This is a genomic window from Lysinibacillus parviboronicapiens (assembly GCF_003049575.1).
Taxonomy (GTDB): Bacteria; Bacillota; Bacilli; order Bacillales_A; family Planococcaceae; genus Lysinibacillus; species Lysinibacillus parviboronicapiens.
In genome coordinates, this window is the sequence record NZ_PYWI01000023.1 from 44,790 (window position 1) to 62,856 (window position 18,067).

At 37.8% G+C, this 18,067-nt stretch carries 14 protein-coding genes, 1 pseudogene and 1 riboswitch; of the genes and pseudogenes, 12 read left to right on the plus strand and 3 right to left on the minus strand.

The window, feature by feature from the left end:
• Positions 1-22: 22 nt before the first annotated feature.
• The 3 genes from C9J35_RS17375 (at position 23) to C9J35_RS17385 (ending at position 3,446) form a co-directional block, all read left to right on the plus strand.
• Positions 23-1,204 (plus strand): endonuclease Q family protein, encoded by a 1,182-nt coding sequence (locus C9J35_RS17375; protein WP_107925540.1) that lies wholly within the window; start codon positions 23-25, stop codon positions 1,202-1,204.
• A 100-nt stretch (positions 1,205-1,304) separates the two neighbouring features.
• Positions 1,305-2,924, plus strand: a complete 1,620-nt coding sequence (locus C9J35_RS17380; protein WP_107925542.1) for an S-layer homology domain-containing protein — start codon at positions 1,305-1,307, stop codon at positions 2,922-2,924.
• Positions 2,925-3,014: 90 nt separating this feature from the next.
• Positions 3,015-3,446 carry a potassium channel family protein gene (locus tag C9J35_RS17385; RefSeq protein ID WP_235616349.1) on the plus strand — a complete coding sequence of 144 codons (432 nt, stop codon included), beginning with the start codon at positions 3,015-3,017 and terminating at the stop codon, positions 3,444-3,446.
• Between the two features lie 56 nt (positions 3,447-3,502).
• On the opposite strand, the gene C9J35_RS17390 is transcribed toward C9J35_RS17385, so the two are convergent.
• Both C9J35_RS17390 and C9J35_RS17395 read right to left on the minus strand, forming a co-directional pair.
• Positions 3,503-3,790, minus strand: a complete 288-nt coding sequence (locus C9J35_RS17390; RefSeq protein WP_107925546.1) for a DUF2653 family protein — start codon at positions 3,788-3,790, stop codon at positions 3,503-3,505.
• A complete protein-coding gene (locus C9J35_RS17395; RefSeq protein WP_107925548.1) occupies positions 3,778-4,251 on the minus strand; it encodes a hypothetical protein in 474 nt (157 codons plus the stop codon). Before C9J35_RS17395 ends, C9J35_RS17390 begins: the two co-directional genes overlap by 13 nt.
• A gap of 180 nt (positions 4,252-4,431) precedes the next feature.
• Here C9J35_RS17395 and C9J35_RS17400 point away from each other — a divergent pair, with 180 nt between their 5' ends.
• From C9J35_RS17400 to C9J35_RS17440, 9 genes are all read left to right on the plus strand, one after another.
• Positions 4,432-5,448 carry a YdcF family protein gene (locus C9J35_RS17400; protein ID WP_107925550.1) on the plus strand — a complete coding sequence of 339 codons (1,017 nt, stop codon included), beginning with the start codon at positions 4,432-4,434 and terminating at the stop codon, positions 5,446-5,448.
• Between the two features lie 74 nt (positions 5,449-5,522).
• Positions 5,523-6,809 carry an SEL1-like repeat protein gene (locus C9J35_RS17405; protein WP_107925552.1) on the plus strand — a complete coding sequence of 429 codons (1,287 nt, stop codon included), beginning with the start codon at positions 5,523-5,525 and terminating at the stop codon, positions 6,807-6,809.
• A 552-nt stretch (positions 6,810-7,361) separates the two neighbouring features.
• Positions 7,362-8,651 (plus strand): globin-coupled sensor protein, encoded by a 1,290-nt coding sequence (locus C9J35_RS17410; RefSeq protein ID WP_107925554.1) that lies wholly within the window; start codon positions 7,362-7,364, stop codon positions 8,649-8,651.
• A 129-nt stretch (positions 8,652-8,780) separates the two neighbouring features.
• The gene (locus C9J35_RS25105; protein WP_107925556.1) at positions 8,781-8,999 is read left to right on the plus strand and encodes a helix-turn-helix domain-containing protein; all 219 of its coding nucleotides are present in this window, start codon (positions 8,781-8,783) and stop codon (positions 8,997-8,999) included.
• 14 nt (positions 9,000-9,013) lie between these two features.
• The gene (locus tag C9J35_RS25110; RefSeq protein WP_167396000.1) at positions 9,014-9,514 is read left to right on the plus strand and encodes an IS3 family transposase; all 501 of its coding nucleotides are present in this window, start codon (positions 9,014-9,016) and stop codon (positions 9,512-9,514) included.
• A gap of 263 nt (positions 9,515-9,777) precedes the next feature.
• Positions 9,778-11,166: a protoporphyrinogen oxidase gene (gene hemG / locus C9J35_RS17425; RefSeq protein WP_107925560.1), complete on the plus strand. Its 1,389-nt coding sequence runs from the start codon at positions 9,778-9,780 to the stop codon at positions 11,164-11,166.
• A 125-nt stretch (positions 11,167-11,291) separates the two neighbouring features.
• A riboswitch (SAM riboswitch) is annotated at positions 11,292-11,393 on the plus strand.
• A gap of 95 nt (positions 11,394-11,488) precedes the next feature.
• Positions 11,489-13,336: a bifunctional homocysteine S-methyltransferase/methylenetetrahydrofolate reductase gene (locus C9J35_RS17430; RefSeq protein WP_107925566.1), complete on the plus strand. Its 1,848-nt coding sequence runs from the start codon at positions 11,489-11,491 to the stop codon at positions 13,334-13,336.
• Positions 13,329-16,760, plus strand: a complete 3,432-nt coding sequence (metH, locus tag C9J35_RS17435; protein ID WP_107925562.1) for a methionine synthase — start codon at positions 13,329-13,331, stop codon at positions 16,758-16,760. Before C9J35_RS17430 ends, metH begins: the two co-directional genes overlap by 8 nt.
• A gap of 198 nt (positions 16,761-16,958) precedes the next feature.
• Positions 16,959-17,459: a GNAT family N-acetyltransferase gene (locus C9J35_RS17440; RefSeq protein ID WP_107925564.1), complete on the plus strand. Its 501-nt coding sequence runs from the start codon at positions 16,959-16,961 to the stop codon at positions 17,457-17,459.
• Between the two features lie 41 nt (positions 17,460-17,500).
• On the opposite strand, the pseudogene C9J35_RS24290 reads toward C9J35_RS17440, so the two are convergent.
• Positions 17,501-17,723 (minus strand): annotated as a pseudogene (locus C9J35_RS24290) (IS5/IS1182 family transposase); the annotation flags it as partial.
• Between the last annotated feature and the right edge of the window lie 344 nt (positions 17,724-18,067).

Sequence of the window (18,067 nt, forward strand, 5' to 3'; positions counted from 1 at the left end):
ATTACTAAAGGAGAGGTTTGCAGTGTTTAAAGAGTATTATGCAGATTTACATATTCATATTGGGCGTACGCTAAGTGGGCGTGCAGTAAAGATAACTGGTAGTAGAAATTTAACATTTGCGCGTATTCTAGAGACAGCAAGTGCTAGAAAAGGGTTAGATATAATTGGTATTATTGATTGTCAATCACCTGATGTAATAGAGGAAATGTCGAATATGATTGAACAAGGTGAATTGGAGGAATTAGCTGAAGGGGGACTGCGTTTTCAAAAGACCATTGTTATCCCAGGCTCAGAAATTGAAATATATGATAGTAACTGTCAAGGTCCCATTCATGTACTGGCCTATTTTCCAACACTTATGAAAATGAAGGAGTTTTCTGATTGGATGCATAAACATATGAAAAATATCCATTTGAGCTCTCAACGTATTTATTGTGATGGTCGAACATTGCAACAAAAAGTGTATGAAATAGGAGGACTTTTTATTCCTGCACACGTATTTACACCTTTTAAAAGCTTATTTGGTAAAGGCGTACATCGCAGTATGACGGAAGTATTTGATCCACAGCTAATTGATGCGATTGAACTTGGCTTAAGCTCAGATACTGAAATGGTGAGTGGTATAAGGGAACTTCAACAATATACATTCGTGACAAATTCTGATGCACATTCACTCGGGAAAATAGCACGTGAATATCAAAAACTACGATTAAAGCAGCCAAACTTCTCAGAACTAAAAAAAGCGCTTCATGAATGGGAAGGTCGTACCATTGTTGCCAATTATGGATTAAATCCCTTGCTTGGTAAATACCATCAAACAGTATGTGCAAAATGTGGTGAACAGCTAAAAACAGATGCAACGAGCTGTACAGTTTGTGACAGTAAGCAAATTATAAAAGGGGTTGCGACGCGTATCAAGGAATTATCAGAGCCGATAGTACATGGACGTGAGAGACCTCCTTATATTCATCAAGTACCTCTTGAATTTATTCCAGGGTTAGGGCCTAAAACGATGGAACGCTTAATCGAAGCTTTTGGTACAGAGATGGCTATCTTGCATCGAGTTACAGTAGAACAGCTTGAACAAATCGTGCCACATAAAATTGCGAAAATGATTGATTTGGCACGAACAGGTCAATTAGGTATTGCTGTTGGTGGCGGCGGTGTTTATGGCAAAGTTGAAATCGAACAGAACAACAACTAACAGTACAACGATAAATTGCAAAATCTTGTAATTATTTAACCTATTTTTATCCTTTATCTAGTAAACTAGTTACTATTAGATTGTTAGGAGGAGTAGGAATATGCAATTTTCAAAAAAAATCCGTTTTTTAGCTGCTAGTGTACTAGCGTTGCAATTAACAATTCCGGTAGTTGCGAGTGCACAGGAAACGAATGATACGATAGCACCGAGTTGGATTGAACAAGTAGATTACGTAGCGCTTGGTGATTCCTTGGCACATGGTATGAATGAGGTCGGTGTCATTGGATTGGGCTATACAGATTTTGTAGCGCAAGTTTTGCAACAAGAGGGATTGATAACATCCTATAACAAAGGATTTGCCTATTCAGGCTATACAACAAAAAATGTGTTGATAGACTTACAAAGCGATGTGGAAAAACCAGTGACCGGCTTTGGTTACACAAGTGAGCAGGTAAAACTTCGAGCGTCTATTAAAGAAGCAGAGTTAATAACGCTAACAGTTGGTGCTAATGATTTATTGCCAATTTTAAACGAGTCAATTGCAACAGGCGTGAACGCAGCACAAATTTTAAAAGCTTCTCATGAAGCAATGAAAAATATTGCGGCTATTTTAGAAGAAATTAGTAGCTTAAATCCTCAGGCGCAAGTTTACGTCATGGGTTACTATAATTCTTTCCCTTACTTCAACGAAGATTTACAGTCACAATTTAAAGTGCTACTAGCAGTCATGAATACGTCAATTAAAACAACCGCAGAGAAAGCGGGTGCAGTATTTGTCCCTACTTTTGAGGTTGTTGCAAAAGATGTAGCAAACTATCTACCAAACCCAGAAAATATTCATTTAAGTGAAGCTGGATACTTAGCAGTTGCCAACGAAGCATTTTTACCAATGATTAAAACAAGTAAATTATGGGATGCATCTACTGCAATACGAGTAAATGTCGAAAATAGTACCACAGTACAGGTGAAATGGCTGGCAGCAACTGATAATATAGGGGTTACAAATTATAATATCTATGTAAATGGACAGCTAACTTCATCACAGAGTGCTGATAAAACGACTATTAAGCTTGAAAACCTAGCACATAATACGGCTTATACTGTTGCGGTAAAAGCAGTAGATGCAGCGGGCAATGAAAGTGTACAAAGTCCAACAGTAAAGTTTACGACTGAGGGTACATTAGGCTTTACAGATACAGAAAACCATTGGGCCAAGGATTTTATTCAAAAGGCAGCACAGGAGGGTATTATGAAGGGCTACTCTGATGGCACGTTTAAACCAGAGCAAAATGTAACACGCGCTCAAATGGCGACGATGTTAGTAAGAAGCCTTGGTTTAACAACAAAAGAAAAAGCGCCATTTAAAGATATCGCAAGCTATGATGCAGAGACGCAACAAGAAATTTCAGCTGCATATGCTTATGGTCTTATAAAGGGTAATAATGGACAATTTAACCCAGGCCAACCCGTTAGTCGTGCACAATTAGCGTTAATGATTAGTCGTGCCTATGAACAACAATTGAAGCAAGCTTATGTTCCAAAAAATGATGTGCCATTTACGGATATCGCGACATATAACGTGGAGACACAACGTGCAATCGCTATGCTATATGAGTTTGGAATGGTAACAGGTAGTAATGGTGAATTCTTACCAGCTACTTCGACAAAACGAAGTCATGCAGCGAAAATACTTGTGAATTTTAGTAAGCTATTGAAATAAAAACTATGCAAATCCTTAAGGTACCTGCTGTTACAGTATCTAGTAGGGGCATAACAAAAGGTAGAGGTTTCAAATCAGGAACTCTACCTTTTGACGTTTAACTTAAAAACCAAGTATATTTTTAATAAGCTGTTAGTTGTAAAGGAGAATGAAATGCTGTCTTTTATTTTATCTACAAAAAGATTATTGCGGGGATTATGGAGGGCATTTAAACGACCACAATTTATATCATTGTTTACGACGCTGTCTTTAATCATTTTTTCGGGTACCATGTTTTATAAGGGGATAGAAGGTTGGGATTGGCTGGATGCCTTATTTTTTGCAGTAGTCAGTCTAATTCCAACAGGCGTTGAGACAGGACTTTATCCAACAAGTGATTTTTCAAAAGTATTTACGATGATTTATCTAGTGATTGGTACAGGGGTTATGTTTATTATGCTTTTAATGCTAGGTCGAACGATGATTAATTTTTCAAGTGAAGAAGGGGAACAAGAAAAATTAAAAAAATTTAGTAAAAATTAAAAAAGGGTTCAATAAATCTAGTTTACAGATTTATTGAACCTCTTTTATTTTGATAACTATGAAAGTTTAGCAATAATGCCTTCTTCATTGTCTAACACAAGCTCAATACCCGTTGAGAATGGATCGCCATGTAGCACGTCTTTAATCCATACACGTAATGCACCAATCATTGTAGCAGTATTTAAAATTTCTGTTTGTCCAGCAATTTCAACCTCTGCCCCAAAGCCTGTTTCATCATCATACATAAGCTCCACCATTACTTCATTTGGTTGAATTTTTTTGTGATATGCTTGTGATAAGCAGATGGCATTTATGATATCTTGCTCATTAATTATTTGTGCCATTGTGTAGCTTCCTGTTCTTTGCGTTTTTTATCTTTGAACATATTGAAGATTTTTACGACTAGCATCACAATAACTGCAATCGCTGCAAAGTTAATTAATAATCCTAAAATATTTCCAAGTATACCCATTCCACTAAATAAACTACCGAATAGTAGACCTGCTAATCCACCTAGCATTAAACCTTTCATAAGACCGCCAGAGAAGAAGCCACCCTTTTTAGCAGTTGCCGAATCTGTTTTCTTTGTAGAAGTCGTATTTTTATTTGTTGTTGCATTATTTTGATCTTTAGATGTATCCTGATTTTTTTGGATATTTGAGCTATTGTTATTGTTTGAAAAGCCTTTTTTACCTGATTTGTACGATTTTGCTTCTGCAGTAGGTGTATCTGAAACTAAAAGTGTCGCACCAACAGACGCAAACATGAGTGTCGCTGCAAAAAGAGCAACAAGAATTTTTTTCATTACTTACATTCCTCCAACATAATCTTTTGTTTTGTCATAAAATAGTTCTTAATAGGAATTTTACATGAATGAACGGGAAAAACAAAATAATCGCTTCCGTAAATTAAGGAATAACAAAATATATGAACAAGAAGTGTCTCTATAAAAGTTAGAAAAACACTAAAGTATGGGGTGAACATAATGATTCAATCATTAATAGGATTTATAGCACTGTTTTTACTATTGTATTTAACAGAGAAAAGGCGTTTTATCAACGCGGTTGTACTAGGCTTACTCGGGTTGTTTATAGTGAGAGAAATAATCATGCATTACCCTTTATTGCTCCCAAATGAGCAGGGAATCGTGTCGGAGATGGGGATAGTAATTCTTCTAGGGAGCTTTCCTAGTGTTATGTTTATATTGTCGATTGCAATGTTTTTTAATAGTAAAGTTTTGCTGGAAAAAGAAGGGCGTAAATTTCGGAATTTATTATTGGCGATTGTTGGTCTAAGCTTTTTTATCATGATGATATGGTATGTATTTATTATTTTTATTAATATCCAACATCCTATATGGCATATTCTTTTCTTCTATGCTTTTTTAATATTTGGCTATACAATGTTTTTATATACGAGTGTGCTGGCCTATGCAACTGTGTATCATTTTACACCTCTAACTTATGAGCCTAATTATATTATTGCGCTTGGTTCTGGGTTAATTGGTGACAGAGTGCCACCTCTTTTAGCTAGTCGTTTAGACGAAGCCGTGAAGCAATATAAAAAAAACGGTGCACGACCTGTTATTATTGTTTCAGGTGGGCAAGGGAATGATGAAAGAGTATCTGAGGCCTACGCTATGAAAAAATATATTGTTGATGTGCATCATTTACCAGAACAAAAAGTACTCATGGAAGATAAATCGACAAATACTGAACAGAACATGGCTTTCTCCAAAGCAATAATGGATGCACATGCCCAAGGAAGAAAATATCGTTCTTTGTTTGTCACAAATAATTTCCATGTATTTCGCGCAAGTATTTATGCAAAAAGGGCGAAACTCGATGCAGAAGGCGTTGGCTCAAAAACAGCTTTTTATTATTTACCTAATGCTTTTACTCGCGAATTTATAGGTTTATTAGAAATGTATAAATGGGTTCATGTGACAGTCTTTTTATTCATTACATTATTTGTAGGAATAATACTGAGAGCATATGTGTAACCATTCTTGAACTGCCTTCCATATAATGATGATAAGGCAGTTTTTTTACATAGCGCGCAGGGGAGGGAAAAACAATGTATGGACAATTTTTAGCAAAGCAAAATAAGGAACGAATTGCATCCTTACAACAGCTAACACATACACAAAATACATGGTTTGCACAAAACATCGCACTACTGACTTTTGAGGAAGTGCAACTAACGACCTTGCAAAAAATGCTGTATCAAGTTGTACAGGGGCTTTTAAGGAAAAATCAGCAACGTCATTTACAAATTGTACATCCAGAGCAAACACAAACGATACAGGAAAATGTTTTAACGCTTTTAGCAGAATATGATGATTTATTACGTGAAGCAATCCCTCTCCCTATTTATATTTTAATTTGGCAAATTACTTCACTAGAGAAATTAGCGTATACAACTGAGGTTGTTGACGATGTACTAGATGTAGTGGAATGGTATTTTATCCATCAAGACAGAGAAGTAGATGTATTGGATGAGGAAGATTTAGATCATGAAGAAATAATTGACTTATATAAAGAGGCCATTGAAGAAAAAGATGCTGAAGCTCAATTTGAGCTTGGGGAATATTATAGTACAAATGATAGCATATCCTTCCAGCCTGAAAAATCGATTAAATGGTTTGAACTAGCAGTATTACAGGGCAATGCAGAAGCTCAATATGTGTTGGGTAACTATTATTTTGAGGGTATTGGTGTGACGGAAAGCTATAAACGCGCTTTCTCGCTATATGAAGCGGCAGCTATGCAAGGGCATGCAGATGCTGCAAATAACTTAGCGGATATGTATTTTAATGGTGAAGGTGTGCCAGAAAATATGGCACTTGCGAAGCAGTGGTTCGACTTCGCCGCAACACAAGGTGTAGCAGAGGCTATGTTTACATTAGGTATAATACATGAGCAAGGTTTGGCTGTGACAGTTGATGAAGAGCAAGCATTTCTTTTTTATAAAAAATCAGCCGAATCAAGCTATATAGAGGCACAATACAGACTTGGTGGAATATATCTTGAAGGGCAATTAGGGCAAACAAGAGATGTGAACCGCGGTTTATATTGGTATGAAAAAGCTGCGGAGCAATATCATGTGGATGCCTTTTACGATTTAGGTTTTATTTGGAGTAAAGGTTTAACAGGAATTCGTAATATAGAAAAAGGTATTCATTGGTTCAAACAAGCAGCTCTTCAAGGGGACCCGGAGGCAAAATTACAACTTGGGCATATATATAACAAAGCGGAAGGCATTCCAAGAAATATTAAAGAGGCTAAAAAATGGTATGCGCTTGCAGCTGAAGCGGGTATCGAAGAAGCCACTGCTTTACTTGAAGAATTAGAAAAATTGTAAAGTTAGTATTAAAATCATATAGGTACTTATATTCATTTGTGATATTGGTTGTTAATGATTATAAATACCTGTATTTAGGTATTTTTATAGGATAGTAAGCATAGGGTATGGATAACAGTATTTATGTTAGCTAAAATAACAGATTATTATTATGAAAATTGTAATGGTTAAAACACGTAAAGACGTGAAGCGTGAATAAAAAGCATTAAATGATGAAGGCTGCTCAAAAAAATTGGAGTAGCTTTTTTATTATTTATGCATTATTTTGGTAAGTGAAGAAAATTCCCTAACCAAAATAATAAAATAAATGGTATATAATGGGTATCATTAAATTGACAATCAGGGATAAAATGTATAATGTATATGAGAGATTTTGAAAGTGTAAATTAATAAATTTATGATTATTTTTGTGGAATTATATGATGTTATTTTATTGTAATATTATTTAAGATATTGGAATATTTTTGAATATTTATAAATATATATTGGTAAACGGATATAGGATATGGCTCAGCTTTTCAAAAGTAATCGTTAATGAAAGTGGGAAAATGTGTGATTTTTCAGAAGCAAAAAAAGGCAACGGCATTAGATTTGCAACAATACACCGTTAAAATGGATATTTCTAATCACCAGCCAATGCTAAAGCAGATTGAAATGCTCAATTTAACAAAGCAAGATTTACAATATTTAAAAGCGTTCAAACCATTTGTTGAGGGCAATATTAATCACATTGTTGACCGATTTTATGACATGATTGTTACTGAGCAAAGTTTAGTTGACATCATTAATAGACACAGTTCTGTGGAAAAGTTGAAAGTCACACTCCGTCGTCATATCGTTGAAATGTTTAATGGAAATATAGATGAAGACTTTTATAAAAGACGAGTTAGTATTGCAAAAGTACATGTACATATTGGACTTAGAACACAATGGTATATTTGTGCTTTCCAAGATTTATGCATATCATTTACAGACTTAGTAGAAAAACATGTAGCACATCCGATTGACCAATTCAACACGATTCGTGCTATCTCTAAGATTTCAAATTTTGAACAGCAGCTAGTATTAGAGTCTTTTGAGAATACAGTTGTGCAACTCAAGGAAAACGTTGAACGTGGAAAAGAAGAGGTCGAAAAAAAAATTGTAGAATCCTCAGAGTGTCTTGCTGCGATTTCTCAAGAAACAAATGCCTCCTTTCATCTATTAAATATGCAATCCGATGAAATTAAACAATTGGCAAAAAAATCTCTTCATGTGTCCACTTTAGCCGAAAGTCAGGCACTAGAAGGTCGAGAACGATTACAACACCAATCTATAAATATGAATAATATTATTCACTCACTCGATCACATTACAGATAACATTGAACAATTGTCAGATATGTCAAAGGAAATGGAATCGATTATGAATGTTGTAACAAATATTGCGAACCAAACAAACCTACTAGCATTAAATGCTGCAATTGAAGCTGCTCGTGCTGGAGATGCTGGAAAAGGCTTTAGTGTTGTAGCAGATGAAGTACGGAAATTGTCAGGCCAAACGAAAGAATCAGTCACCGCAGTGGCGAGATTATTGCAGAAAACGAATGAGCGGACAGACAAACTCGTTTATTCACTTAGTAATATTCAAGAAGAGGTAGCATCTGGTGAGGAAAATATGGTACAAACGAAAGGTCAATTCAATAAAATATTGGAAGCTATGACAGAAGCAAAATGTCAAAATGACCGTATGGAAAAAGAAGTACAGGCTGTTACAGAAATTTTAAGTGAGCTTGGACTATCTTTTAACGAAGTAACAGATTCAGCAGACAAGTTAGCAAACTTCGCACAAAATTTAACTTAGACTAGAGACCTGACTGTGCTTTTGACATAGAAACTGGAGCTATCTATAAGATGATAAAAGCATGCTACTTCACTTTGATCTGCCCCGTAAAAGTTAGACACCAATCTAACTTTTACGGGGATTTTTTTTATGGCAAAGGTAAGTGTTGAACAACGTATTCAAGCAGTACAACGATACTTAAATGGAGATGAATCCATGAGTGAAATTGCGAAAGATATCGGAGTGACAGATCGAGTTGTCAGTGATTGGATTCGCCGTTATCAAAAAAATGGTGTAGAGGCTTTCTTAAAATCCTATACAAAATATTCAGCTGACTATAAAATGAATGTACTTAATTTTATGAACTAAAGGGAATTTATGAAGTGGTGGAATTCATCAAAGTCGCTGATATTCCACGTAGTACGTATTATTACTGGGAAAAGCGTTTGAATCGTACTGATAAATACACGGATGTGAAAGCCGCAATTCAGTCCATTTATCATGAACACAAAGGACGTTATGGTTATCGTCGGATTACCAAAGAACTAAAAAAATACGGCATTCATCATGATCCTAAAACGATTAATTGTTTGATGAATGCCATTGGCATAAAATGTGAAGTCCGTATGAAGAAGTATCGTTCGTATAAAGGAAAAGTCGGAAAAATTGCCCCAAACATATTACAACGTGATTTTACAACGAAGAATATGAACGAGAAATGGGTAACAGACGTGACAGAGTTCCATCTATTTGGTGAGAAACGCTATTTATCACCTGTCCTTGATTTATGTAATGGCGAAATTATTGCATACACAGTAATGAATCGCCCAGTGTATAATCTCGTCCATGATATGCTAGAGGCTAAGGGTTGTCACACCCTATGACAATTTATCTGCGATAGCAAAAGAATAAAGTGAAGAAGCGATAGGAGCACACATCGTGGTGACCGATATTCAGTTGGCCACATACGTCTTTTATCTTGTTCACGAAAAACATAGCACATTACTTAGATAAAGCAGACCCCTGATATGTTTGGAAGCTATGTTGAAAAATCCATTTTTGCTAAATTTGTAAAGGGTTTAACGTAATTCTTTGCGAAAAGCGTTTATACTGAATGGAGAGAAATAAAGAAATAGGGGCGGTTAAGATGAAAACAGTGGTTGTATTAGGTAGCGGAATTACAGGGTTGTGTACGATGCATTATTTACAACGCCAGGTGAGGGAAAAAAACTTGGATGTAAAACTGGTGCTCATTGAAAAAAATGCCTATTTAGGAGGCAAGCTACATTCCGCTTATGAACAAGGCTTTATAATGGAAACAGGAGCAGATTCTATAGTGGCACGACATAAAGGGGTCATGGAGCTAGTACAGGAGCTTGAGTTTGAAGAAGAACTTGTATTCAACGAAACGGGTATATCTTATATCTATACTAATAATGAGTTACATGCAATTCCAACAGACACGACATTTGGTATTCCAATGAGTCTAGCATCTCTTGAAGCAAGTACACTTGTTTCAGAAGCAGGAAAACAGGAGGCATTAAAAGATTTAACAATGCCCAATGTTGACTTTACAAAAGAAAGCTCCATTGGTGAGTTTTTAACATACTATTTAGGTGATGAACTTGTTCAAAATCAAATAGCACCAGTACTAGCTGGTGTATACTCTGGTGACTTAAATCAACTATCGATTGGCTCAACGTTACCGTATTTAATTGATTATAAAAATGATTATGGTAGTGTGATCAAGGGTTTTGATGCGAACCGTGAGCAATTTGTGAAAGCTGCAAATAAAAAATTTATTTCATTTAAAAAAGGTTTATCATCACTTATTGACCGACTTGAAGAAACATTAACGGATGTAGAAATTCTCAAAGGGATAGCCGCAACACAGGTAACGAAGCAAGAAAATCACTATGTAATTACGTTAGCAAATGGTGTGAACATGGAAGCAGATCATATTGTATTAGCATTACCTAACGAAGCGGTACAGTATTTATTGCAGGACACGTCATTAAATAATTATTTTGAACGATTTAATACAGCATCAGCGATTACGATTTATTTAGGCTTTGATGTACCAGATGCTGTCCTACCAGCAGACGGGACGGGCTTTATCGTGTCACACAATGCTAATTTACAATGCAATGCGGCAACGTGGACGAGCCGAAAATGGAAGCATACTTCAGCAGACAGTAAATTACTTGTGCGATTATTTTATAAGAGCATTAACCCTGCGTATGAGGAATTACGAGCAATGACAGAGCAGGAACTGGCTGCAGTAGCACTAGATGATGTGCGAAAAAGCTTAGGTATTGAGGAGAAACCAACAGTTGTGAATGTTTCAAAATGGATTAATCAAATGCCTAAATATGATTTGGCTCATCAGGAAGCTTTAAAGGGGCTAACAGCTGAACTTTCAGAAAGATATCCTAATTTATCAATTGCAGGTTGTTCTTATTTCGGCGTAGGCATCGGTGCTTGTATTCAAAATGGTAAAAAAATTGGTGAAGAGCTAGCAGAAAAATTATCTTGATTTTTTAGGAAAAACTCAAAAAACATATATTTCGTGTGAAAAATCCTTTGTTACGTGAAATAGTCTTGACTCTATCGTTTGTAAACGATATGATTCTTTTAATTATTTAAAAAATTCATAATACATTCTTATCAAGAGAAGCTGAGGGACTGGCCCTGTGACGCTTCAGCAACCAACTTCGTGTCAGGTGCTAAATCCAGAAGACCTTGTTGGTCCGAAGATGAGAAGGAAAAAACAATTACGATTCGTTAAAGCCTTCTTTTTTGTAAAAGAAGGCTTTTTATATTTTATGTTGAAAACAAGGGAAGCGAGGTTATGTTTTATGGGATTGCTTGAAAAGTTAAAAACACACGTCTTAACAGCAGATGGTGCAATAGGCACAGTGTTATATGGTTATGGCTTGGAATACTGCCATGAGGAAATGAATGTACAACGACCAGAATTAATTGAAAAAATTCATCGTGAATATATTGCTGCGGGCGCTGATATTATCCAAACCAATACATATGGTGCCAACGCGGTTAAATTAGCGCGCTACGGCTTAGAAGCGCGTGTGCAACAGTTCAATGAAGCGGCCATTACGATTGCCAAGCGTGCAGCGGCAGATGGTGGACAATTTGTACTTGGCACAATTGGAGGAATTCGTGGTATTCGTAAAAGTGATGCAACTTTAGAAGAAATCTTAGTGACTGTTGAAGAGCAGGCAACTGTGTTACTTGCAGGCAATCCAGACGGCCTTTTACTAGAAACATATTATGATTTTGAAGAGTTAACAGCAACGTTGTCCATGCTACGTACGAAAACAAATTTACCGATTATTGCACAAGTATCCATGCATGAACCTGGTGTATTGCAAAACGGGATGACATTAAATCATGCCTTACATGAGTTAGAGACACTCGGTGCGGATGTAGTTGGTGTTAACTGTCGACTAGGCCCACATCATACTATTCAAGCGTTTGAAGGCGTAGAGCTTCCTGACAAGGCATTTATGTCAGCCTATCCGAATGCTTCTCTGTTAGATGTGGAGGACGGACGTGTGGTATATGAGTCAGAGGCAGATTACTTTGGTCGAGCTGCAGTAGCTTTACGCGATCAAGGCGTACGTTTAATCGGGGGCTGTTGTGGAACGACACCCAAGCATATTGCGGCGGCTAAAAAATACTTAGAAGAGCTAGCACCTGTGGAAGAAAAGTATGCAAAGCCAGAAAAGATTGAAATTGTTCGTGAGGCAGAACCAACAACGTTTGAGCCGTTACATGAAAAGGTCAAGCGAGAGCGGTCGATCATTGTAGAACTAGATACACCAAGACATTTAGAAATTGATGGTTTTATGAAAGGTGCCAAAAAGCTCTACGATGCAGGTGCCGATGTGGTGATGATGGCGGATAATTCTTTAGCCTCCCCGCGCATTAGCAATGTAGCAATGGGCGCTTTGCTGAAGGGAACGCAAGGAATACGACCACTGACGCATATAACATGCCGTGACCGTAACTTGATTGGTCTACAATCGCATTTGATGGGCTTAAATGCACTTGGGATTCATGATATTTTAGCTGTTACTGGGGATCCCACGAAGGTAGGCGACTTTCCCGGCGCGACAAGTGTTTATGATGTATCTTCAATGGAGCTTATTCAACTTATTAAACAGTTAAATGAAGGGGTATCATTTTCCGGAAAACCACTTCGTAAAAAGGCAAACTTTTCAGTAGCGGCAGCATTCAATCCGAATGTACGTGTATTGGAACGTGCTGTAGCACGATTAGAGAAGAAGATTGAACATGGTGCAGATTATTTTATTTCACAGCCTGTGTATACGAAGGAAAAAATTGTAGAAATTTATGAGGCAACCAAACATTTAGATGCACCGATTTATATAGGAATTATGCCTGTTACGAGCTATAAGAGTGCAGAGTTTTTACACCATGAAGTGCCGGGCATCAAATTATCGGAGGATGCATTAGCACGTATGAAGGCTTGTGGTGAAGATAAGGACCGTGCAACATTGGAAGGAATTGCGATTGCAAAAGAATTAGTTGAAGTAGCTTCAGAATATTTCAATGGTATTTACTTAATCACACCATTTTTACGCTATGACATGACACTAGAGTTGATGAAATATATTGAGCAATTGGATGAACAGAAAAAAGGGGTACGTATAAATGGCTAAGCACTTAATTGAAGAGCAACTTGAGAAAAGAATTTTAATTCTTGATGGCGCAATGGGTACAATGCTACAAAATGAAAACTTATCAGCAGAGGATTTTGGCGGTGAGGATCTTGACGGTTGTAATGAAAATCTTGTGCTCACAAGACCAGATGTACTTGAAAAGGTTCACAGAAAATATTTAGAAGCGGGTGCAGATATTATTTGTACAAATACGTTTGGTGGTACACCACTCGTCTTAAACGAATATAATCTTGGCGCCAAGGCAGAAGACATTAATAAACGTGCGGTGGAGATTGCTCGTAAGGTTGTAGATCAGTTTTCTACACAAGAATGGCCACGTTTTGTAGCGGGGGCCATGGGACCGACAACCAAAACCTTATCGGTAACCGGTGGTATTACATTTGATGAGCTAGAGGAAAACTTCTATGTGCAAGCGAAAGCTTTAATAGAAGCAGGTGCAGATGTTCTGCTACTGGAAACGAGTCAGGATATGCTGAACGTAAAGGCGGGAACACTGGGAGTATCACGTGCCTTTGAAACTACGGGACAAGAAATTCCGGTAATGATTTCAGGTACCATTGAACCAATGGGTACAACACTTGCAGGTCAAACAATTGATGCATTTTATATTTCAATTGAGCACATTAAGCCGTTATCAGTTGGCTTAAACTGTGCTACAGGCCCGGAATTTATGACAGACCATATTCGTTCGCTTGCAGAGCTTTCTACTGGCTATATTAGCTGTTATCCAAATGCAGGTTTACCGGACGAAGAAGGCTGCTATCATGAATCACCAGAGTCACTTTCACAGAAATTAAAAGGCTTTGCTGATAAAGGGTGGCTAAATATTGTTGGCGGCTGTTGTGGGACTACACCAGCACATATTGCAGCTATCCGTGAAGCGATAAAAGATGAAAAACCCCGTCAATTACCTGAAGCTACACATGGACATGTTGTATCTGGGATTGAGCCATTAGTCTATGATGATTCTATGCGACCACTATTTATCGGGGAACGAACAAATGTTATCGGATCACGTAAATTTAAAAACTTAATTATAGATGGTAAGTTTGAAGAAGCAGCAGAAATTGCTCGCGCGCAGGTGAAAAATGGAGCGCATGTCATTGATATTTGTTTAGCAAACCCTGACCGTGATGAATTGGAAGATATGCGTGGTTTCATGCAAGAGGTAGTGAAAAAGGTAAAAGTGCCACTTGTAATCGACTCTACAGATGAAAAAGTCATCGAGGAAGCATTAAAATTCTCTCAAGGTAAGGCCATCATCAACTCCATTAACCTTGAGGACGGCGAGGAACGTTTTGATGCGGTTATGCCTCTTGTGAAAAAATATGGTGGCTCGTTAGTTGTTGGTACAATTGATGAGCAGGGTATGGCGGTGGATCGTCAGCGCAAATTAGAAATTGCTGAACGTTCTTATAAATTACTAACGGAAAAATGGGGTCTAGCACCAGAAGATATTATTTTTGATCCGTTAATGTTCCCGGTAGGTACAGGAGATGAGCAATATATTGGCTCAGCACTTGAAACAATTGAAGGAATTCGACTTATCAAAGAAAAAATGCCACGAGCATTAACCGTGCTAGGTGTAAGTAATATTTCATTCGGTTTACCACCAGTTGGTCGAGAGGTATTGAATGCTGTTTATCTATATCACTGTACACTCGCTGGTTTAGATTATGCGATTGTCAATACGGAGAAGCTAGAGCGCTATGCGTCTATTCCAGAAGAGGAAATTAAGCTAGCCAATGATTTATTATTCAATACGAATGATGAAACACTTGCCGTATTCACTGATTTTTATCGTGATAAGAAGAAGGAAAAGACTGAAGCAGATATTCCAAAAACAGTGGAAGGTCGTTTAGCTTACTATATTTTAGAGGGTACAAAGGAAGGCTTAATTGAAGATTTAGACGCTGCTCGGAAAATTTATGATGCACCACTTGATATTATTAACGGACCATTAATGGAAGGAATGGCTGAGGTAGGACGCTTATTTAACGATAATCAGCTAATAGTAGCGGAAGTCCTACAATCAGCAGGTGTTATGAAGGCTGCAGTAGCGCACCTTGAGCAATTCATGGAGAGAAATGAAGAAAGCGCAGGCAAAGGGAAAATGGTGCTTGCGACTGTAAAAGGCGATGTACACGATATCGGGAAAAATTTAGTTGATATTATTTTAAGTAACAATGGCTTTAAGGTAGTTGACCTTGGTATCAAAGTAACACCAGCACAGTTAATCGAGGCTATTCGCAAGGAGAAGCCTGATTTCATCGGACTGTCTGGCTTACTTGTAAAATCTGCTCAACAAATGGTGATTACCGCACAGGACTTTAAGGAAGCAGGGATTGATGTACCAATTTTAGTCGGTGGTGCAGCATTGTCTCGTCGTTTTACAGAAACGAAAATTGCTAATGAATACGATGGTCCTGTTATTTATTCTAAAGATGCAATGCAAGGTTTAGAACAGGCCAACCTATTAATGGGTACGGAGACGCGCGAGAACTTCTTGGCTGAAGTTGCAGACTCGCGTCAAAAGCGATTAGAGGCCGATGAAAAAAGAGCGGCGCGACCTGTGAAAGAACTAACGCTTAAGCCTGCACGTACAGTTAAGGATGCAACTGTTTTCTTACCAGCAGATGTTCGTCGCCATGTGAAAAAACAGTATTCCGTATCACATTTATATCCTTACGTGAATATGCGTACATTACTTGGTCATCATTTAGGCTTAAAAGGGCAAGTGCAACAATTACTAGAAGCTGGGGATTTGCGTGCTACCGAACTCAAAGATTTAGTGGATGGCTATCTACGAAGCGACTTATTGAAACCATCCGGCATGTATCAGTTTTTCCCAGCACAAGCAGATGGTGATGATGTAATAGTTTATGACCCAGCAGATAGTAAAACAGAAATTGAGCGTTTTACATTCCCGCGTCAACAGGTTGAGCCTTTTATGTGTTTAGCAGATTTCTTGAAAACAGTAGAAAGCGGAGAAATGGATTATATTGCACTCCTGGTTGTCACAGCTGGACAAGGTGTGATGGCGACGGCACGCCAGTTAAAAGAAGAGGGGAAATTCTTGGAGAGTCATGCGCTACAATCCACGGCACTAGAATTAGCAGAGGGTTTTGCTGAGCGTATGCATCAAGAAATTCGTGATCAATGGGGCTTCTCGGATGCTACGGACTTCACGATGCGTGATCGTTTTGCTGCGAAATATCAGGGTCAACGTTTTTCATTTGGCTACCCAGCGTGTCCAAACTTGGAAGATCAAGAGAAATTATTTGGCTTATTAAAGCCAGAGGATATTGGTGTTCATCTAACGGAGGGCTTTATGATGGAGCCGGAAGCGTCTGTGTCAGCGATTGTGTTTGCCCATCCAGATGCACGATATTTCAACGTGTAATTTTAAAGCAGATGGTTTAACTTTATATAGTAGCATCAGAGTTACACTTCGGTGGATGTCACGGATATCGACTTGTATTTGTACATATTCAATATCTCCAGACATCCATTACCTTAAGGTGTAATTTGTTTTGTATAATATGTACAATACCTGATGTTTACAGAGATGTATTTTTCTCAAAATAGGGACGTGGATATAATGATTCGATTAATGGAAGTAAAAGATTTACCAGAGGTTTTAGACATCTACAATGACATCATTTTAACGAGCACAGCTGTCTACCGTTATGAAATACAAACATTAAATGAGAAGAGACAGTGGTTTGATGAGCAAAAACAATCTGATAATCCGCTGTTAGTCTTTGAGGAAGATGGAGAAGTGGCTGGCTTTGCTACTTATAGCCAGTTCCGACCATATCCTGGTTACAAGCATACGATGGAGCATTCGGTGTATGTGCATAAGGAGCATTATCAGAAAGGTATTGCGACTAAGCTGATGCGTGAATTAATACGTATAGCAGAGGAGAATGGGGTCAAAACACTTGTAGCGGGTATTGATGCTGAAAATTTAGGAAGCATTAAGGCGCATGAAAAGCTGGGTTTTGAATATGCGGGAACGATAAAAAATGCAGGCTATAAATTTGAAGAATGGCTGGATTTAGTGTTTTATCAACTACATTTAAGCGGACCGAAAGACTAAAAAGATCTGTCATTGCGGAACGGATGTTCCATCATTTTTACAGTAGAGAAATGAGAGACCTTTGTCAGAAAGCCAAACCCTAAAAACCAATGATAGGGCCATATCGCTTCAACTACTTTGATAGTTTGACGCATTGAACGGATACGTGGATGCCCTAAGGTGAATATAGGTTTTCTACTAATGGATAGCTAAACAAGAAATCAATCGCAGCCTGTAGTTGTAGACTAAGTGTTCTTGCGTTACTACTTCAAGTATGGTTAGCAGGTTAGAGCAGAATAATCAGTAGGCAATACAAGTTGATTGGCGTGGAAGGCGTGATACTCCTGCAGGAACAGCACTTGCGGAAAATCCATTTTTGCGGCGATCCGTCGCAAAAATTAGTTGGAGCCGTGCATGCGGAAAGGGAGCACCTGGAACGGAAAGCAACGTTTTTTTACTATTTATTCTAAAAAGGAAAAAGACTGTAGACAAACTCAATGAATTGAGTTTGCCTACAGTCTTTTTTCTTTTACAATGAAATAAAGTAAAGCCGTTGATTTCCACTACGGGCGGACGCTTTCCGCGGGCGGGGTCGAGCTGCTTCCCTCGCTTCGCTCAGTCCAGGATCT